Raw genomic sequence first — 15,647 nt, 5'->3', positions numbered from 1 at the left:
GGCAGGCGGCAGGCGGCAGGCGGCAGGCGGCAGGCGGCAGGCGGCAGGCGGCAGGCGGCAGGCGGCAGGCGGCAGGCGGCAGGCGGCAGGCGGCAGGCGGCAGGCGGCAGGCGGCAGGCGGCAGGCGGCAGGCGGCAGGCGGCAGGCGGCAGGCGGCAGGCGGGTACCCACCACCGGCGGGAGGGGCCGGGGCGGGGGCGGGGTGGGCCCTGGCAGGGGGCGTGACGCGTTATTTGCGGCGTCGGAGACGGTTCGTTCCACGGCTGCCGTTGCCGTAAATAATGCAGCCCCCAGAAGGGTCCGCCCCGACGCCGACCCGGCCCCGCCCAGACAGACGACCCGCACCGCTCCGAGACCCGGCCTCACCCCACGTGCCGCCGCGCCCGCAGCGCCAGCCCCAGCGACAGAACCGCCTCCGGGTCCTCCAGGTCCGTGCCGAGCAGCTTCCCGATCCGTCCCAGCCTGTCGTACAGCGTCTGCCGGTTCAGGTGCAGCTCCCGCGCCGTCTCCGCCTTGCGGCCCGCGTGGGCCAGGTACGTCTCCAGCGTCGGCAGCAGCGGCGGCCGGGACGTCGCGTCGTGGGCCAGCAACGGTCCCAGGGCGCGCTCCACGAACGCCGCCAGGTCCCCGTGCGAGCGCAGCCGCCACAGCAGGACGTCCACGTCCAGCCGCCGCACGTCGTGCCAGGGACGGTCGGGAAGGCCCTGTCCCGCGGCCGCCACCGCCCCCGCCGCCTCGGCCGCGTGCCGCAGGCCGGCTCCGGCGGTCCGCCACGTCGCCGGCGCCCCGACGACCACCACCGGCGGCCGGCACGACGCACGTTCCGCCCCCGCCCGCAGCGCGGCCGCGACCCGGTCGGCCACCGCGGCCCGTTCCTCGTCCTCCCGCAGCCCCACCAGCAGCGGAACCCGCCCCTCCGGCAGTCGCACCCCCAGCAGCACCGGCGCTCCCACCCCGGCCAGCTCCCGGTGGACCGCCCCCGCCAGCGCCGTCCAGCTGTCGGGGGCCGGCACCGGTTCGCCGGCCGGCCGCATCACCACCGGCAGCAGTGGACCGGGCCCGGGCCGGAAGCCCAGCACCCGGGCCTGCGCGGCGGCGTCGGCCGCGTCCAGCCGGTCCTCGGCGAGGTCGGTGAGGAAGTCGCCGCGGCCGCGCGCGGCCAGCTCCTCCTCCTGCCGGGCCTGCAGCAGCACCACCGCCAGCAGCCCCGCCGCCCGGTCCGCGGCGATCCGGTGCACGGGCGCGAGCGGCGCGTTGACGGGCAGGACGGACAGCCGGGCCCGGACCGCGCCCGGCCCGGGCCCGGTGCCGGGGACGTCCGCGACGAGGCGGCCCGGCAGCCCCGCCGCCCGCAGCCCGTCCCACACCTGCAGGGGATCGGCGGCTCCCGGCGGGGCGGGCTCGGGTCCGGCCGCGTACAGCAGCCGCCCGTCGGAGGCTTCCAGGAAGACGGGATTGCCCGTGAAACCGGCGAACAGCCGCAGCACCTCGGGCACGCCACCCCCGCCCAGCAGGACCTCCGTGCAGCGCCGGTGCACCTCCTCGGCCCGGCGCAGCAGCGCGTAGTGCTCGTTGACCAGCTCGGTGTGGATCTCCTCGGTGACCGCGACGAACGGCACCTCCCGGTGCAGCTGCACCAGGGGCAGGCCGCACGAGCGGGCCGTGTCCACCACGGCCGCCGGCAGCGTGGCGAAGCGCGCGCCCAGCTCGACGACGAGCGCCGCGATGCCCCGCTCGGCGAGCCCGCGCACGAACGCCCGCTGTTCGGCGGGGCGGTCGCCGATCCCCAGCCCGGTGGTCAGCAGCAGCTCGCCGCCCTTGAGGAGGGCGGCGATGTTCGGCACCTCGCCCGCGTGCACCCAGCGCACCGGCCGGTGCAGCTGGTCGGCGCCGGTCATCACCTCGGGCAGGCCCCGGCGCAGGGCGGGCAGTTCGAGGGCCCGGGCGACGGTGATGGCGCCCTGCGGAGGGGCGGGCGGGAGCGGCGGTTCCATGCGCGCGAACCTACAGGCCGCCCGCCCCTACCCTGTCCCGCATGACGTCAGCCGCCCCGCCCCCTTCCCCGCCCTCCGGCATACGCACGGACACCTCCCCGGGCGCCCTCGCGGGCCCCGACCGCGCCGCCGTGCAGCGGCGCACGCTGCGGGTCCTGATCGCGGCCCAGATCGTGGCCGGCCTCGGCATGGGCTCGATGCTCTCCTCGGGCGGGCTGCTCGTCGAGCGGCTGACGGGCTCGCAGTCGCTGGCGGGCCTGTCCACCACCCTGATCACGCTGGGCGCCGCGCTGCTGGCGGTGCCGCTGGCCGCGCTGTCCCGCGCCCGGGGCCGCAGGGCGGGGCTGGGCACCGGCTGGCTGGTGGCCGCCGCGGGCTCCGTCGTCGTCCTGATCGCCGCCCGGCTCGGCGCGTACCCGCCGGTGCTGCTCGGCATGCTGCTGATCGGCGCGGCCACGGCGGCCAACCTGCAGTCGCGCTACGCGGCCACCGATCTGGCCGAGCCCGGGGCCCGGGCGGGCGCGCTGTCGCTCGTGGTCTGGTCGACGACGGTGGGCAGCGTCCTCGGCCCCAACCTCAGCGGCCCGGGCGAGGCGGTGGCCCGCCCGCTCGGCCTGCCCGGACCGGCCGGCACGTTCGTCTTCTCCGTGGTGGCGTTCGTCCTGGGATGGGCGGTCGTCCACACCCTGCTGCGCCCCGATCCGCTGCTGTCGGCCGGTACCGGGCACGCCCCGCACCCGGGAGGGGAGGGCTTCGCGGCCCGTATGCGCGCGGCGATGCGGCAGGTGAGCGCGTCGCCCGCCGCTCTGACGGGCCTGGCGGCGCTGGTCCTCGGGCACGGCGTGATGGTGGCGGTGATGTCGATGACGCCCGTGCACCTCGCACACCACGGGGCCTCACTGAGCATCATCGGCTTCACCATCAGCGTGCACATCGCCGGGATGTACGCGCTGTCGCCGCTGGTGGGCAGGGCGGCCGACCGGCTGGGCCGGGTGCCGGTGATCCTCCTGGGGCAGGCGGTCCTCGTCACCGCCACGCTGCTCGCCGGCACGGCGGGGAGCCGGCAGTGGCCGGTGACGGCGGGCCTGTTCCTGCTGGGCGTGGGCTGGTCGTGCGTGACCGTCGCCGGGTCGACGCTGCTGGGCGAGTCGGTGGCGGCCGCGCACCGCCCGGAGGTGGAGGGGCTGTCCGACACCGCGATGAACCTGGTGGGAGCGGCCGGCGGCGCGTTCTCCGGCACGGTGCTCGGCGACTACGGCTACGGCGGGCTCAATGCCGCCGCAGCCGTGCTCGTGGCCCCCTCGGGCGCCCTGGCGCTGTACTTCGCCCTCCGCAGGCGCTGACGGAGGGCGGGAGGGCCGGAGGGCGGGAGGGCCGGAGGGCGGCCGGGCCGGGCTAGCCGCCGAAGGCGCTCGACGCGGTCAGGCGCAGGGCGGTGTCGATGAGCGGCACGTGGCTGAACGCCTGCGGGAAGTTGCCCACCTGCCGCTGCAGGCGGGAGTCCCACTCCTCCGCGAGCAGACCCAGGTCGTTGCGCAGGTTCAGCAGCTTCTCGAAGAGCTCGCGTGCCTCCTCGACGCGGCCGATCATGGCCAGGTCGTCGGCGAGCCAGAACGAGCAGGCCAGGAAGGCGCCTTCGTCGCCCGCCAGTCCGTCCACGCCCGCGTCCTCGCCAGCGGTCGGGTAGCGCAGCACGAAGCCGTCGGGGGTCGACAGCTCCCGCTGGATGGCCTCGATGGTGCCGATGACGCGCTTGTCGTCGGGCGGCAGGAAGCCCATCTGCGGGATGAGCAGCAGGGAGGCGTCCAGCTCCCGGGAGCCGTAGGACTGGGTGAAGGTGTTGCGCTCCTTGTCGTAGCCCTTCTCGCACACGTCCCGGTGGATGTCGTCGCGCAGCTCGCGCCAGCGCTCCAGCGGGCCGTCCACGTCGCCGGACTCGATGAGCTTGATGGTGCGGTCGACGGCGACCCAGGCCATGACCTTGGAGTGGACGAAGTGGCGGCGGGGGCCGCGCACCTCCCAGATGCCCTCGTCGGGCTCGGTCCAGTGGTCCTCCAGGTAGCCGATGAGCCGCAGCTGGAGCAGGGAGGCGTAGTCGTTGCGGGCGAGACCCGTCATGTGGGCCAGGTGCAGGGCCTCGGTGACCTCGCCGTAGACGTCGAGCTGGAGCTGGCCGGCGGCGCCGTTGCCGACCCGGACCGGGCCGGAGTTCTCGTAGCCGGGCAGCCAGGGCAGCTCGGCCTCGCCGAGCTCGCGCTCGCCGGCGATGCCGTACATGATCTGCAGGTTCTCGGGGTCGCCGGCGACGGCGCGCAGCAGCCACTCGCGCCAGGCGCGGGCCTCCTCGCGGTAGCCGGTGCGCAGCAGCGAGGACAGGGTGATCGCGGCGTCCCGCAGCCAGGTGTAGCGGTAGTCCCAGTTGCGGACGCCGCCGATCTCCTCCGGCAGGGAAGTGGTGGGGGCGGCGACGATGCCGCCGGTGGGCGCGTACGTCAGCGCCTTGAGGGTGATCAGCGAGCGGACCACGGCGTCCCGGTAGGGGCCGTGGTACGTACAGTGGCCGACCCACTCGCGCCAGAACTCCTCCGTGGCCTCCAGCGAGCCCTCGGGATCGGGCAGGGCGGGCGGCTCGCGGTGCGAGGGCTGCCAGCTGATGGTGAAGGCGACGCGTTCGCCGGGGGAGACGGTGAAGTCGGAGTAGGTGGTGAGGTCCTTGCCGAAGGTGTCGGCGGTGGTGTCCAGCCAGACGGAGTCGGGGCCCGCGACGGCCACCGTGCGGTCGCCCACCTTGTGCACCCAGGGCACGACCCGCCCGTAGGAGAAGCGCATGCGCAGCGCGGAGCGCATGGGCACCCGGCCGCTGACGCCCTCCACGATCCGGATCAGCTGTGGGGCGCCGTCGCGCGGCGGCATGAAGTCGATGATGCGGACCGTGCCGCGGGGTGTGTCCCACTCGGACTCCAGGACGAGGGAGTCGCCGCGGTAGCGGCGGCGGTCCGCCTGCGGCGGGGCCGCCCCCGAGGGGTGCGCGGGGCCGATGCGCCAGTAGCCGTGTTCCTCCGTGCCGAGCAGTCCGGCGAACGCGGCGTGCGAATCGAATCGGGGCAGGCACAGCCAGTCGGCCGTCCCGTCCCGGCAGACCAGGGCGGCGGTCTGCATGTCGCCGATGAGTGCGTAATCCTCGATACGCCCGGCCACGTCATCTCCAGTCGAACGGCATCCAGGACCCCTTCAGGGGTCGAACGGCATCCAGGACCCTGCGGGGCCCTTTGACGGTCAATGCGATCTTCGACGAGCTCTGTTCCGGGGAGAGCCCCTCCCAGGGGGTGGCTGGGGGAGGGCGGGATGGTGCCGTGCCGGCCGGCTCGCTGCGTGTGTCCGAGCAGGATACGACGACGAGTTGGGACACGCGCGACGGTTGGTGGGGGAATCTGTGCCGAATGGGTGGCCTGATGCGTGCCCGCGACGCGCCCGGTGACACCTCCGTGACGCACGGTCGGCGAGGCCGTCGCGCCGCGTCACCGGACGCGCCCGGCCGCGGGCGCTGATACCCTGGTACCCCGTGGACCGGTGGGCGCAAGACCCCCCAACCGCAGCGACGGCACCCCCGGAACCGACCGGGTGACCGCCGGCACGCACCCTCACTCGCGACCACGGGAGCCCCCCTTTGGCCATTGCAGCTAAGCCCACGACGACCAAGCACCTCTTCGTCACCGGGGGTGTCGCCTCTTCGCTCGGCAAGGGCCTGACCGCCTCCAGCCTGGGCGCGCTGCTCAAGGCCCGGGGTCTGCGGGTGACGATGCAGAAGCTCGACCCGTACCTCAACGTCGACCCGGGCACGATGAACCCCTTCCAGCACGGCGAGGTGTTCGTCACCAACGACGGCGCCGAGACCGACCTGGACATCGGCCACTACGAGCGCTTCCTCGACGTCGACCTCGACGGTTCTGCGAACGTCACCACCGGCCAGGTCTACTCCACGGTGATCGCCAAGGAGCGCCGCGGTGAGTACCTGGGCGACACCGTGCAGGTCATCCCGCACATCACCAACGAGATCAAGCACCGCATCCGGCGCATGGCGACCGAGGACGTCGACGTCGTCATCACCGAGGTCGGCGGCACGGTCGGCGACATCGAGTCGCTGCCCTTCCTGGAGACCGTCCGCCAGGTGCGCCACGAGGTCGGCCGCGACAACGTCTTCGTCGTGCACATCTCGCTGCTGCCCTACATCGGCCCCTCCGGCGAGCTGAAGACCAAGCCCACCCAGCACTCGGTGGCCGCGCTGCGCAACATCGGCATCCAGCCCGACGCGATCGTGCTGCGCGCCGACCGCGAGGTGCCCACCGCCATCAAGCGCAAGATCTCGCTGATGTGCGACGTCGACGAGGACGCGGTGGTCGCCGCGATCGACGCCCCGTCGATCTACGACATCCCCAAGGTGCTGCACACCGAGGGCCTGGACGCCTACGTCGTGCGCAAGCTGGACCTGCCCTTCCGCGACGTGAACTGGACCCAGTGGGAGGACCTGCTGGACCGCGTCCACAACCCCTCGCACGAGGTCACGGTCGCGCTGGTCGGCAAGTACATCGACCTGCCGGACGCCTACCTGTCGGTGACCGAGGCCATCCGCGCGGGCGGCTTCGCCAACCGCGCCAAGGTCAAGGTCAAGTGGGTCGCCTCCGACGACTGCAAGACCCCGGCGGGCGCCAAGAAGCAGCTCTCCGACGTCGACGCGATCTGCATCCCCGGCGGCTTCGGCGACCGCGGCGTCAACGGCAAGGTCGGCGCCATCACCTACGCCCGTGAGAACAAGGTCCCGCTGCTGGGCCTCTGCCTGGGCCTGCAGTGCGTGGTCATCGAGGCCGCCCGCAACCTGGCCGGCATCGACGGCGCCAACTCCACCGAGTTCGACCCGGCCACCGCCCACCCGGTCATCTCCACGATGGCCGAGCAGATGGACATCGTCGCCGGTGAGGGCGACATGGGCGGAACGATGCGCCTGGGCATGTACCCGGCCAAGCTGGCCGAGGGCTCCATCGTCCGCGAGGTCTACGACAACGAGCCCTACGTGGAGGAGCGCCACCGCCACCGCTACGAGGTCAACAACGCCTACCGCGCGGAGCTGGAGAAGAAGGCCGGCATCGTCTTCTCCGGCACCTCGCCGGACAACAAGCTCGTGGAGTACGTCGAGTACCCGCGCGAGGTCCACCCCTACCTGGTGGCCACCCAGGCCCACCCGGAGCTGCGCTCCCGCCCGACCCGCCCGCACCCGCTCTTCGCGGGCCTGGTGAAGGCGGCCGTGCAGCGCCAGCAGGGCTGACCTATACGGTTGACCGGGGTGAGCGCCTCCTGTGAGGGAGGGGTTCACCCCGGTTGCCGTTTTGCTGGAGTTTCGCGGGAGGACACACATGGCGCACGCACCCATCCAGGACACCGCCGAGGAGTGGCAGGTCAACGCCACCACCATGCCGTTCACCGGCAACAAGACGAGTGTCCGCACGGACGACGTGGTGATGCCGGACGGCACCGTCGTCACCCGCGACTACCAGGTGCACCCGGGCTCGGTCGCCGTCCTCGCTCTCGACGACCAGGACCGGGTGATCGTGCTCAACCAGTACCGCCACCCGGTGCGGCAGCGGCTGTGGGAGATCCCGGCCGGGCTGCTCGACGTCCCCGGCGAGAACCCGCTGCACGCCGCCCAGCGCGAGCTCTACGAGGAGGCGCACGTCAAGGCCGAGGACTGGCGGGTGCTGACCGACGTCTACACCACGCCCGGCGGCTGCGACGAGGCCGTGCGGATCTTCCTGGCCCGCGGCATCTCCGACGTCGAGGGGGAGCGCTTCGAGGTCGAGCACGAGGAGCTCGACATGGAGGTGACCCGGGTGGCGGTGCCGGAGCTGGTCCGCGGCGTCCTCGCCGGCGAGCTGCACAACAACTGCCTCGTCGTGGGCGTGCTCTCACTCGTGGCGGCCCGCGCGGGCGACGGCCTGGACGCGCTGCGCCCGGCGGAGGCGCCCTGGCCGGCCCGCCCCTTCGAGGTCTGACGGCCCCTCGGGACACCTCCCCGGACCCACCCCGGGCGGGCCCCTGAGTCACCGCACGGAAGCCCGGCCGGTCCGACCGTCATGCAACCCGAATAGGTGATCTTCAGCATGGCCGGTGTGCGTTCCCCGGAGCGCGGCGGGCGGTGAACTAGGCTCGATACGTTCCCGACCGCGGCCGCGGCGGGCTCGTGCGTGCAGTGCAGGTGGAACGGGAGTGGACCCGTGGCGGAGCGGACGGTGGAGACCGGCGGACCGGCGGCGGCCCCGCCCGAACGGCGGCTGCCCGCCCCGAGCGGGGGAATGAGCCCCCGTCAACCGGCCGCCCCCGCGGCGGCCTTCGGCCCGCAGCCGTTCGTCGGACGGCTGCGCGAGCTCAAGGAGCTGCGCGAGGACATCGTCCGGGCCGGCCTGGACACCCTCTCGGGCCGCAAGACACCGCGCAGCCGGGTGCTGCTCATCGCCGGCCGCCCCGGCTCCGGCCGCACCGCCCTCGCCGAGGCGCTGGCCCGCCGGCTCGCCGGGGAGTACCCGGACGGAGTACTCCGCGCCCGCCTCACCGGCGCCGACGGGGCACCCGTCCCCACCGAACGCACCGCCCGGGCGCTGCTCGCCGAGCTCGGCGCCCCCGTGCCGGCCGGCGCCGAGGAGGACGAACTCACCCAGGCGCTGCGCTCCGCCCTGGACGGGCGGCGGGTGCTGCTGATCCTGGACGACGCGGCCGGCGCCGAGCAGGTGGACCCGCTGCTGCCCGACGAGCCCGACTGCCTCGTCGTCGCCGTCTCGCGCGGGCCGCTGACCGGGGTGCCCGACGTGCGGCCGTGCACCCTCGGCGGCCTGGACGCGCCCGCCGCCGTCGACCTGCTGCAGTGGTACGCGGGCCCCACCCGCATCACCTGCGACCCCGTGGCGGCGAGCACCGTGGTGGAGCAGTGCGGCGGCCAGCCCGCCGCCCTGGTCCTGGTCGGCGGCTGGCTGGCCGCCCGCCCCAAGACGACGGTCGTGGACGTGGCCAAGCGGATGCGCGAGCTGCCGGCCGGCGCCCCGGACCAGGGCGGCACCGGCCTGCCGCTGGCCCGGGCCTTCCACCTCGCCTACGAGGCGCTGCCGCCGCCCGCCGCCCGCACCCTGCACCTCCTCGCGCTGGCCCCGGCCGGCCTGCTCGACGCCCACACCGCTTCCGCCCTGGCCGGCTCCTCGCTGGCGACGGCCCAGTCGCTGCTGGAGGACTTCACGGCCCGGGGCCTGCTGCGCACGGAGGCCCCCGAGGGCGCCTCGGGCGCGCTGCCGCCGCAGTACCGGGTGCCCGGCTGCCTGGCGCCGCTGCTGGGCGCGCTGCTGCAGGCGCAGGAGCGGCCCGCGGAGATCGAGCTTGCGCGCGCCCGCATGCTGGAGCGCACCGTGCGCCAGCTGCACTCCTGCCGGGCCGCCACCGAACGGGACGACCCGGCGGTGCGCCGGCGGATCGAGCAGCTGCCCCGCCCCCTGCGCTTCCCCTCCCCGGCCGCCGCCGAGGAATGGCTGCTGGCCCGGCTGCCGGCGCTGCTGGCCGCCGCCCGCCTGGCCGTGGAGGACGGCAGGCTCGACACCCTCGCCCGGCGGCTGGTCTCCGCACTGACCCGGGCCCTGACGGCTCACCTGGGCGCGGAGGCGGCGGCACCGGAGCTGTACGGGCTGCACCAGCTCGTCCTCGACGTGGCCCGGCGCTGCGAGATGCCGCTGGAGAAGGCCGCGGCGCTGCTGAACCTCGGCGACCTGGACGCCCGCGCCGGACGGACCGGGGAGGCGCTGGAGCGCTACCGCCAGGCGCTGCAGTCGGCGCGGGAGGCGGGCGACCCGTACGCCATCAGCCGGGCGCTGGAATCCATCGCGGCCGCGCACCAGGCACTGGGCGACTGGCAGCGGGCGGCGGACTGGTACCGGCGGGGGCTGGAGCTGCGTCTGACGCGGGGTGAACTCGCCGACGAGGCACGGCTGTACGGGCGGCTGGGCGCGGTGCACGGCTATGCCGGCCAGTGGACGGAGGCGCTGCGCGACTGGCGGGCGGCGGCCGCGGCCTGCCGCCGGCTGCGCGACCAGCCCGGGCACGCACGGGCGCTGAGCGAGGCGGCCCGGGTGCTGGAGCACGCGGGGCGGCCGCGCGAGGCGCTGCGCACGTGCCTGGAGGCGGTGGAGTGCGCCAAGGCCGCGGGCGACCCGCGGCTGGAGGCGGCCGTGCGGCTGCGGCTGGCGGACACCCTGGAGCGGCTGGGCGACCCCGCCTCGGCGGTGGAGCACCGGCAGTCCGCGGAGCGGCTGCTGGGCGAGGCGCAGGCGGTGCCGGAGCCGCCCGGGCAGCGGCCGGCGGCGTCCGCCGGGGAGTCCGCCGGAGAGGGGCCGCCGGTGCGGGTGCGGTAGGTGCGGTGGAGGGGGACCGGCAGGGTATCGGATCTTCGACCTAAGAAATCAGTGGCGGTTCCCGCAAAGATTGGTGCATTGCAAGGCTAGACAGCGCGCAATCCTTCATTAGACTGGCAACGCCGCGATCGACGCGGTCTGCTCTGGTGTGCCCGGCATATCAGGATTAGCCTGTCATTCTCTGATACAAGGACCGTGATCGACGTGAAGGTCGGTATCCCCCGCGAGGTCAAGAACAACGAGTTCCGCGTGGCCATCACGCCCGCCGGCGTGCATGAGCTGGTGCGCAACGGCCACCAGGTCTTCGTCGAGAAGGGAGCCGGTCTCGGCTCCTCCATCACCGACGCCGAGTACGTCGGTGCCGGTGCCGCCATCCTGGACACCGCCGACGACGTCTGGGCCACCGCCGACCTGCTCCTGAAGGTCAAGGAGCCGATCGCGGAGGAGTACCACCGTCTCCGCAAGGGCCAGACGCTCTTCACCTACCTGCACCTCGCCGCCTCCCGCGAGTGCACGGACGCCCTGCTGGAGTCCGGCACCACCGCCATCGCGTACGAGACCGTCGAGCTCGCCAACCGCGCGCTCCCGCTGCTCGCCCCGATGTCCGAGGTCGCGGGCCGGCTGGCCCCGCAGGTCGGCGCCTACCACCTGATGCGCTCGGCCGGCGGCCGCGGCGTGCTGCCGGGCGGCGTCCCGGGCACCCACGCCGGCAAGGCCGTCGTCATCGGCGGCGGCGTCTCCGGCTGGAACGCCGCGCAGATCGCCGTCGGCATGGGCTTCCACGTGACCCTGCTCGACCGTGACATCAACAAGCTCCGCGAGGCCGACAAGGTCTTCGGCACCAAGGTGCAGACGATCGTCTCCAACGCCTACGAGCTGGAGAAGGCCGTCGTCGAGGCCGACCTGGTCATCGGTGCCGTCCTGATCCCGGGCGCCAAGGCCCCCAAGCTGGTCACCAACGAGCTCGTCGCCAAGATGAAGCCCGGGAGTGTCCTTGTCGACATTGCGATCGACCAGGGCGGCTGCTTCGAGGACTCCCGTCCCACCACCCACGCGGAGCCGACCTTCCAGGTCCACGACTCCGTCTTCTACTGCGTCGCCAACATGCCGGGCGCGGTGCCGAACACCTCCACCTACGCGCTGACCAACGCCACGCTGCCCTACATCGTGGAGCTGGCCAACCGCGGCTGGCAGGAGGCGCTGCGCCGCGACGCCGCGCTGGCCAAGGGTCTCAACACCCATGAGGGTCAGGTCGTTTACGGCCCCGTCGCCGAGGCGCACGGCCTGCCGCACGTCGAACTGAGCACCCTGCTCGGCTGAGCCGACGACCGTCGGACCCAGAAGAGCACGCACCCGGCCGGGCCTTGCCGAGCAAGGCCCGGCCGGGTGTTTTGCCGCCCTTTGACCCGCCCGTGATTCTTCCGGGTTATCCGCCGTACACCCTTGACAGAAGGGTGTTCGATTGCCGACACATCGTGCCGTCTCCGGCGGATTGTGTTGCTGCGGACCGCCGACACGCCATAGAGTCGCCAACCGTCGGCATGGTGCCACGCTGACGTATCTAGATGTTTCCTGGTCACCAAGGAGGTAGGACGACTTGTGAATGAGTCGACATTTGCTCCCGGGGGTGGTCACCCAGGAATGCCTGCGCTGGGCCAGAGTCCCGTGGGACTCCAAGCCGTCGGCTCCGTCGCTGTCCACACCTTCGCAGCCCAGCAGGACATCCAGAACATGACGACAGCCCACCAGAGCATGGACGGTCAACACGTGAACGCCACGGCCGGCGACCGGGGCGGGGTGGAGTCCACCCGTCTCGCCGACTACGAGCAAGTGCCGGACGGGCACTTCTACGACCCCGACGCGGAGTACGAGCCGGACCCCGAGTACGCGGCGACCCTCGCCCCCGACGCCGCCCGCCAGCGCCGCGAGCGCATCGGCCCCACCGGGCGCCCCCTGCCGTACTTCCCCATCCCCGGACCGCTGACCGACCACGGCCCGGCCAAAATCATTGCGATGTGCAACCAGAAGGGCGGGGTCGGCAAGACCACCTCGACCATCAACCTGGGTGCCGCGCTCGCGGAGTACGGCCGCCGGGTCCTGCTGGTCGACTTCGACCCCCAGGGCGCCCTCTCCGTCGGCCTCGGGGTCAACCCGATGGAGCTGGACCTGACGGTCTACAACCTGCTCATGGAGCGGGGCATGTCGGCCGACGAGGTGCTGCTGAAGACGGCCGTCCCCAACATGGACCTGCTGCCGAGCAATATCGACTTGTCGGCGGCCGAGGTCCAGCTCGTCAGCGAGGTCGCCCGCGAGTCCACCCTCCAGCGGGCCCTGAAGCCGCTGATGTCGGACTACGACTACATCGTGATCGACTGTCAGCCCTCGCTCGGCCTGCTCACCGTCAACGCCCTGACGGCGGCTCACAAGGTGATCGTGCCGCTGGAATGCGAGTTCTTCGCACTGCGCGGCGTGGCGCTGCTCACCGAGACCATCGAGAAGGTCCAGGAGCGGCTCAACCCGGAGCTGGAGCTCGACGGCATCCTCGCCACGATGTACGACTCGCGCACGGTGCACAGCCGCGAGGTCCTCGCGCGCGTGGTCGAGGCGTTCGACGACCACGTCTACCACACCGTCATCGGCCGTACGGTGCGCTTCCCCGAGACCACCGTCGCGGGCGAGCCGATCACCACGTACGCGTCCAACTCCGTGGGCGCCGCCGCCTACCGTCAGCTGGCCAGGGAGGTGCTCGCCCGGTGTCACGCCGAGTGAGTCTGCCCGGCGCCGACGAACTGTTCCGGACCACCGGCGGCATGGGGCTGCAGTCCTCGTCCCCGCGCCGGAAGGCGGGCGCCGAGGCGCAGCAGCCCAGGGTGCCCGGGCCGGGTGACGCGCCCGACGGCGAGCGGTCGGGCAAGACCGCCGAGCGGGACGGGCGCGGCACGGCCGCCCCGGCGGCCGCCGACCGGGAGCCGGAGGCCGAGCGCCGCGCCGCGGACGGGCGCGACCGCGCCGCCGCCCGTACGGCCGAGCCCACCGCCCCCGTCAAGCGGCGCGGGCGCACCGCCAACCGCCGGCCCAGCGGCCGCGAGCGCCACGACGAGAAGATCACCGTCTATGTCTCCGCCGAGGAGCTCATGGACCTGGAGCACGCCCGGCTGGTGCTGCGCGGCGAGCACGGCCTCGCGGTCGACCGCGGCCGCATCGTCCGGGAGGCCGTCGCCGTCGTCCTGGCCGACCTGGAGCAGCGCGGCGACGCGAGCATCCTCGTGCGGCGCCTGCGCGGCCGCTGAGCGCCTCCCCGCTAGCCTCCTGCCGTACCGAGCCTCCGGGCCGTACGGCCCGTTCCGCCCCGCACCCTGGAAACCCCCATGCCCCCAGCCGCCTCCCCGCCGGCCCGCCGTCCCCTGGGCCGCGGCCCGGGCGGGCAGCCGACGCCGCCGCCCACCGGGGACGCACCGGAGGAGCGGGAGCAGCAGGCTTCCGGTGAGGAGGGCGACGGCCGGTTCACCGTCCGGCTGGACAACTTCGAGGGCCCGTTCGACCTGCTCCTGCAGCTGATCGCCAAGCACAAGCTGGACGTCACCGAGGTGGCCCTGTCCAAGGTCACCGACGAGTTCATGGCCCACATCCGGGCCATGGGACCGGACTTCGACCTGGACCAGACGACCGAGTTCCTGGTCGTCGCCGCCACCCTCCTGGACCTCAAGGCGGCCCGGCTGCTGCCCGCCGCCGAGGTGGAGGACGAGGCGGACCTCGCCCTGCTGGAGGCCCGTGACCTGCTGTTCGCACGGCTGCTGCAATACCGTGCGTACAAGCGGATCGCGGAGATCTTCAGCGACCGGCTGGCGGCCGAGGACCGCCGCCACCCGCGGACGGTCGGCCTGGAGCCGCACCACGCCGAGCTGCTGCCCGAGGTCGTCCTCGGCATCGGTCCCGTGCGGCTCGCGGAGCTGGCGGTCAAGGCCATGCGGCCCAGGCCGGCGCCCCAGGTCTACGTCGACCACATCCACGCGCCGCTGGTCAGCGTCCGCGAGCAGGCCGAGGTCGTGGTGGCCCGGCTGCGGTCCTCCGGCGAGGCCACGTTCGGGCAGCTCGCCGAGGACGCCCCGGACACGCTGACCGTCGTGGCGCGCTTCCTGGCCCTTCTGGAGCTCTACCGCGAGCGGGTGGTCGTCCTGGACCAGGAGGAGGCCCTGGGGGCCCTGACGGTCCGCTGGACGGGCGCGGAGGACGCGACGCCGGTGGTGACCGACGAGTTCGACCGCGAGCCGGAGACCGAGCCGGAGGAGAGCGCACCGTGAGCGAGACCACGAACGAGACCACGAACGAGACCACCAGCGGGACCACGAGCGGGACCGGTGCGGGGGCGCAGCCGGGCCGGAAGGTCCCCGCCGGCACCCCGGCCGTCGCGGACCTCGACCTCAGGCCGGCCCTGGAGGCCGTCCTCATGGTCGTCGACGAGCCCGCCACCGCCGAGCACCTCGCCCAGGTCCTCGGCCGCCCGCGCCGCGACGTCGACCGGGCCCTGCTGGAGCTGTCCGACGAGTACACCGTCCAGGGCCGCGGGTTCGACCTGCGGCAGGTGGCGGGGGGCTGGCGCTTCTTCACCCGCGACGCGTACGCCGACGCCGTCGAGGCGTTCGTCCTCGACGGGCAGCAGACCCGGCTGACCCAGGCCGCGCTGGAGACCCTCGCCGTCGTCGCGTACCGTCAGCCGGTCAGTCGTTCGAGGGTCTCCGCCGTCCGCGGCGTGAACTGCGACGGCGTCATGCGCACCCTCCTCCAGCGCGGTCTGGTGGAGGAGGCGGGGACGGAACCCGAAACAGGTGCGATCCTGTACAGGACGACGAACTACTTTCTGGAGCGGATGGGCCTGCGCGGCCTCGACGAGCTTCCCGAGCTCGCACCGTTCCTCCCGGAGGCGGAAGCGGTCGAGGGCGACACCCAGGAAGGGATGCCGTCCTTCGACCCGGACGCACCGGACACCGAAGCGGACGACAAGACGGAACTTTGATGCGAAGCAGCGGCAGGAACAGCGGAAGCGGCAACCGGGACGACCGGGGCGGACGAGGACGTCCGGCCTCCGGGGGCGGGCGCGCGGGCGGCGGTCGCTCCGGCGCCGGTCGCTCCGGTGACGGGCGCCCCCAGGGCGGTCGCGGCGGGGCCCCGCGCGACGACAGGCAGCAGGAGCGCCCGCGCCGGCCGCGCCCGGAGG

Annotated in this window: 11 protein-coding genes; 9 read left to right on the top strand and 2 right to left on the bottom strand. The window is 73.8% G+C overall.

What is annotated here, in order from left to right:
* Window positions 1-362: 362 nt before the first annotated feature.
* Entirely contained in the window at window positions 363-1,994 is a 1,632-nt protein-coding gene (locus LE181_RS29580) for a PucR family transcriptional regulator (protein WP_225664588.1), read from the bottom strand.
* Window positions 1,995-2,035: 41 nt separating this feature from the next.
* Between LE181_RS29580 and LE181_RS29575 the strand changes: the two genes are divergently transcribed.
* The gene (locus LE181_RS29575) at window positions 2,036-3,337 is read left to right on the top strand and encodes an MFS transporter (RefSeq protein WP_225664587.1); all 1,302 of its coding nucleotides are present in this window, start codon (window positions 2,036-2,038) and stop codon (window positions 3,335-3,337) included.
* 52 nt (window positions 3,338-3,389) lie between these two features.
* Here LE181_RS29575 and LE181_RS29570 read toward each other — a convergent pair whose 3' ends face one another.
* Window positions 3,390-5,192 (bottom strand): glycoside hydrolase family 15 protein, encoded by a 1,803-nt coding sequence (locus LE181_RS29570; RefSeq protein WP_225664586.1) that lies wholly within the window; start codon window positions 5,190-5,192, stop codon window positions 3,390-3,392.
* Window positions 5,193-5,661: 469 nt separating this feature from the next.
* On the opposite strand from LE181_RS29570, the gene pyrG reads away from it, so the two are divergent.
* The 8 genes from pyrG to scpB all read left to right on the top strand — a co-directional run bounded on the left by pyrG (window position 5,662) and on the right by scpB (window position 15,446).
* Window positions 5,662-7,314, top strand: coding sequence for a CTP synthase (gene pyrG / locus LE181_RS29565; protein WP_263869561.1), 1,653 nt, complete (start codon window positions 5,662-5,664; stop codon window positions 7,312-7,314).
* 88 nt (window positions 7,315-7,402) lie between these two features.
* Entirely contained in the window at window positions 7,403-8,038 is a 636-nt protein-coding gene (locus tag LE181_RS29560; RefSeq protein WP_225664585.1) for an NUDIX domain-containing protein, read from the top strand.
* Window positions 8,039-8,260: 222 nt separating this feature from the next.
* On the top strand, window positions 8,261-10,432 hold the full coding sequence (locus tag LE181_RS29555) for a tetratricopeptide repeat protein (RefSeq protein WP_225664584.1): 2,172 nt from the start codon (window positions 8,261-8,263) through the stop codon (window positions 10,430-10,432).
* 204 nt (window positions 10,433-10,636) lie between these two features.
* On the top strand, window positions 10,637-11,752 hold the full coding sequence (gene ald / locus LE181_RS29550; protein ID WP_225664590.1) for an alanine dehydrogenase: 1,116 nt from the start codon (window positions 10,637-10,639) through the stop codon (window positions 11,750-11,752).
* Between the two features lie 321 nt (window positions 11,753-12,073).
* A complete protein-coding gene (locus LE181_RS29545; RefSeq protein ID WP_225664583.1) occupies window positions 12,074-13,201 on the top strand; it encodes a ParA family protein in 1,128 nt (375 codons plus the stop codon).
* The gene (locus LE181_RS29540; RefSeq protein ID WP_225664582.1) at window positions 13,186-13,722 is read left to right on the top strand and encodes a hypothetical protein; all 537 of its coding nucleotides are present in this window, start codon (window positions 13,186-13,188) and stop codon (window positions 13,720-13,722) included. Before LE181_RS29545 ends, LE181_RS29540 begins: the two co-directional genes overlap by 16 nt.
* A gap of 78 nt (window positions 13,723-13,800) precedes the next feature.
* On the top strand, window positions 13,801-14,733 hold the full coding sequence (locus LE181_RS29535) for a segregation and condensation protein A (protein ID WP_225664581.1): 933 nt from the start codon (window positions 13,801-13,803) through the stop codon (window positions 14,731-14,733).
* 131 nt (window positions 14,734-14,864) lie between these two features.
* Window positions 14,865-15,446 (top strand): SMC-Scp complex subunit ScpB, encoded by a 582-nt coding sequence (gene scpB, locus LE181_RS29530; protein ID WP_225664589.1) that lies wholly within the window; start codon window positions 14,865-14,867, stop codon window positions 15,444-15,446.
* Window positions 15,447-15,647 lie beyond the last annotated feature (201 nt).

It is taken from the genome of Streptomyces sichuanensis (genome assembly GCF_020328095.1).
Lineage (GTDB): Bacteria > Actinomycetota > Actinomycetes > Streptomycetales > Streptomycetaceae > Streptomyces > Streptomyces cinnamoneus.
Note: the sequence above shows the minus strand (reverse complement) of the source record. Positions and strands in the feature narration are given on the sequence as shown.